The organism is Rhodovulum sp. (assembly GCF_011048875.1).
In the GTDB taxonomy this organism is placed as follows: domain Bacteria; phylum Pseudomonadota; class Alphaproteobacteria; order Rhodobacterales; family Rhodobacteraceae; genus Rhodovulum; species Rhodovulum tesquicola.
This window is the reverse complement of the sequence record NZ_DSDD01000313.1, coordinates 1-3,128: the sequence shown is the minus strand read 5'-3', so window position 1 is coordinate 3,128 and position 3,128 is coordinate 1. Positions and strand designations below refer to the sequence as shown.

Genomic DNA, 3,128 nt, shown 5'->3' with positions numbered 1-3,128 from the left:
TGTTCCTGATCCGCGAGGACGGCGCGCAGGCCGGGGCCTTTCCCGTGGCGACCTCGCGCCATCACCTCAAGCCGCAATTCCGCCGCTACGCGGTCAATGTGATCGTCGGCCAGGACCCCGAAAAGGCCAGCGGCGCGCCGGTGATCGAGGAGAGCCTGCCGACACTGGCCAACCTGATCGGGCGGATCGAATATGCCTCGGACCAGGGGACGCTGGTGACGAATTTCACCATGATCCGGCCCGGCGCGCTGCATCGTGCCAATGGCGGCTTCCTGATCCTCGACGCAATGCAGGTGCTGAGCGAGCCGCTGGCCTGGGACGCGCTCAAGCGCAGCCTCAAGTCGGGCGAAATCGCGATCCATTCCGCGAGCGAGCGCTTCAGCCTGATCTCGACCGAAACGCTGGCCCCCGACCCGATGCCGCTCAAGCTGCGGGTGGTGCTGGTGGGCGACCGGACGCTTTACTACCTGCTGGCCGCGTTCGATCCGGATTTCGGGCGGTTGTTCAAGCTCGAGGCCGATTTCGACGACCGGATGGAGCGCAGCGCCGAAAGCGCGCTGCTGCTGGCCCGGCTCATCGGCATCATGGCGCGCGCCGACGGGCTGCGGCCGGTTACGGCGGGCGGCGTTGCGCGGCTGCTGGCCGAAAGCCTGCGGCTGGCCGATGACGGGGAACGCTTCGCGCTGAACCTTGCCGCGCTGGGCGATATCCTGCGCGAGGCCGAGCTGGGCGGGCCGATCCATTCGAAGGGCGTGATGATCCTGTCGGGCTATCTGGCGGGCAATTTCGCGCCCGATCTGCCCTTCTCGCTCTGGGCGAGCCTGGTCTTCGAGCAAAGCTATGGCGGCGTCGAGGGGGACAGCGCCTCGGCGGCCGAACTGTTCGCGTTGCTCTCGGCGCTGGCCGATCTGCCCATCGACCAGTCGCTGGCGGTGACAGGATCGGTCAACCAGTTCGGCGAGGTGCAGGCCATCGGCGGGGTGAACGAGAAGGTCGAAGGCTTCTTCGATACCTGCGCCGCGCGCGGGCTGACCGGGCGGCAGGGCGTGCTGATCCCGGCCTCGAACGTGCCCCATCTGGTGCTGCGCCCCCGCGTGCGCGACGCGATGGAAGCGGGCCGCTTCCGGGTGATCCCGATTGCGACCGTCGACGAGGGCATCGCACTACTGACCGGCCGGTCGGCCGGCGTGCGCGATCCCGACGGCATCTTCCCGCCCGACAGCGTGAACGGCCGGGTCGAGGCGCGGCTGATCGGCTATGCCGAGGCGCGGCAGCGATTCGGCCAGAAAGCCAGCCCATCGGAGGCGGGCGGATGAGCCACCCCGGAAGCGGCGCACGGGTGATCCTTTCGGTCGCTTGCCTGGCCGAGGCCGAGGCAATGCTGCCACTGGCCACGGCGCTGGCAGCCGAGGCAGGCGCGACCCTCGAAGGCCTGCTGTTCGAGGAGGCCGACAGCATCGCGCTGGCGCTGGTGGGGGCGGCGCGGATCGTGGACCCGGCAGGGCGCACGCTGGTGGGGCTGGACCCCTCGCGGATGGGTGCGGCCTATGCCCGCGATGCCGCGAGGTTCGAGCGGCTGCTGTCCCGGGCGGCCGGGGACGCCGCGCTGCGCTGGAGCTTTCGCCATGCGCGCGGGCGACTGACCGAAGCGCTGGCCAGCATCGCCGCGCCCGGCGACCTGCTGGTTCTGCCCGCTGGACCGCTGCGCACGCCGCTGCGCGAGATCGTCCTTGCCGCGAGCGCAGACTCGGCACTCACCCCCCTGGCGGAGGCCGCCGCCACACGCATGAGCTGCCCGCTGCGTCGGCTCTTGGTGCCAGACCTGCCGCAGCTGGGCGCGGGCAGCGTTCTGTTCTCGCAGTTCGAGGCCCAGCGGCTCGCCGCGCTTCTGGCCGGGACGCGCTGCATCCATGTCTTGCGCAGTTGACGCCACCCCCGGCACGCGCCCGTCAGCCCGCGCGCTCCGCCCCCAGATGATCGGCCCCCGACACCCGCACCAGCCCCGGCAGGTCTGCGATCTCGATATCGTAGGCGTCGCGCAGGCGCACAAGTCCCTGCCCCTCCAGCTCGTGCAGCGCGCGGCTGACCGATTCCGGCGTCGTGCCCAGGTAATGCGCAAGATCCACGCGGCGGATCGGGATCCGCACCATGATCGGCGCACCCGGAACCCGGTGCCTCCCACCGCGCAGCATTCGCCGCAACAGGATCAGCAGGAACGAGGCCAGACGCTCGACGATCTTGTGCCCACCCATCAGCAGGATCCATTCCCGCGCCGAATCAAGCTCGTCCAGCACGTTGACGAGGAAGCGCCGCTCGATCTCGGGGCTGGAGACCAGAATCCGCTCGAATGCATCGCGCGGGAACGCCAGCACGCGCGCATCGGTCAGCGCGACGATGTCATAGGCGGCGAGACCATCGAACAGCCGACCATACATGTCGGTCGGCACCAGCAGCCCTATGATGTGGACCCGTCCATCGGGCAATTGCTTTTGCATGCCCAGGGCCCCGTCGATCAAATAGCCTATCTCGTCCGGCCGTCCGCCTTCGGCCACCACCACGCCGCCGCGCGCGATGTCGCGCAGCCGGGCAATGCCTTCGAGGCCGTGAAGCTGCGCATCGGGCATATCTGCCAGCACCTCTGCCAGCAGCCCGCCGATATCGCCCCCCTGCGGACCCGGCAGACCGCCATGCAGGTCACGGTTCGCCATGCGTCCTCCCCATCGTCACCCATTTCCTCAGGGGGAAGGGCGAAATCGTCATGAACGCGTCGGCTGGTAGTGCACCCTATTCGTCAAGCATTGACCACCGTCAATGTTTTCGTGGCGACAATCGGGCACGGTGCGTCCGAAGGGGCAGGTTCGGCGCATCCCGGGACCGCGCCCCAACGGGAGGCAGGCGATGCGGAGTTTCGGACAGACAGCCCGCGGGGCACCGGCGGGCGCGGCCTATATGGCGGGGTCGGTCTTTTGCGCCGAGATCGGCGAGTCGGCCTGTCGGCGGCTGGCGGAAGCTGCACATGTCGAGACCGTTCCCGCCGACAAGATGCTCTGGCACGACGACGCGCCGCCATCTGCCGTGGGCATCGTGGTCTCCGGCTATCTGCGTTTCCAGCGTCACAGCCGCGATGG

The 3,128-nt window shown here is 69.1% G+C and carries 4 protein-coding genes; 3 read left to right on the top strand and 1 reads right to left on the bottom strand.

Annotated elements, in window-relative coordinates; translation table 11 throughout:
- Both ENN83_RS11090 and ENN83_RS11085 read left to right on the top strand, forming a co-directional pair.
- Positions 1 to 1,316 (top strand): Lon protease family protein (locus tag ENN83_RS11090; RefSeq protein WP_287186990.1); only part of this gene is annotated, 1,316 nt, incomplete at its 5' end.
- Positions 1,313 to 1,927 carry a hypothetical protein gene (locus ENN83_RS11085; protein ID WP_287186988.1) on the top strand — a complete coding sequence of 205 codons (615 nt, stop codon included), beginning with the start codon at positions 1,313 to 1,315 and terminating at the stop codon, positions 1,925 to 1,927. The genes ENN83_RS11090 and ENN83_RS11085, both read left to right, overlap by 4 nt.
- Before the next feature lie 22 nt (positions 1,928 to 1,949).
- On the opposite strand, the gene ENN83_RS11080 is transcribed toward ENN83_RS11085, so the two are convergent.
- Complete coding sequence (locus tag ENN83_RS11080; protein ID WP_287186985.1) at positions 1,950 to 2,708, bottom strand: Crp/Fnr family transcriptional regulator; 759 nt, start codon at positions 2,706 to 2,708, stop codon at positions 1,950 to 1,952.
- A 190-nt stretch (positions 2,709 to 2,898) separates the two neighbouring features.
- Here ENN83_RS11080 and ENN83_RS11075 point away from each other — a divergent pair.
- On the top strand, positions 2,899 to 3,128 hold a 230-nt coding region (locus tag ENN83_RS11075; protein WP_287186984.1), incomplete at its 3' end, for a hypothetical protein.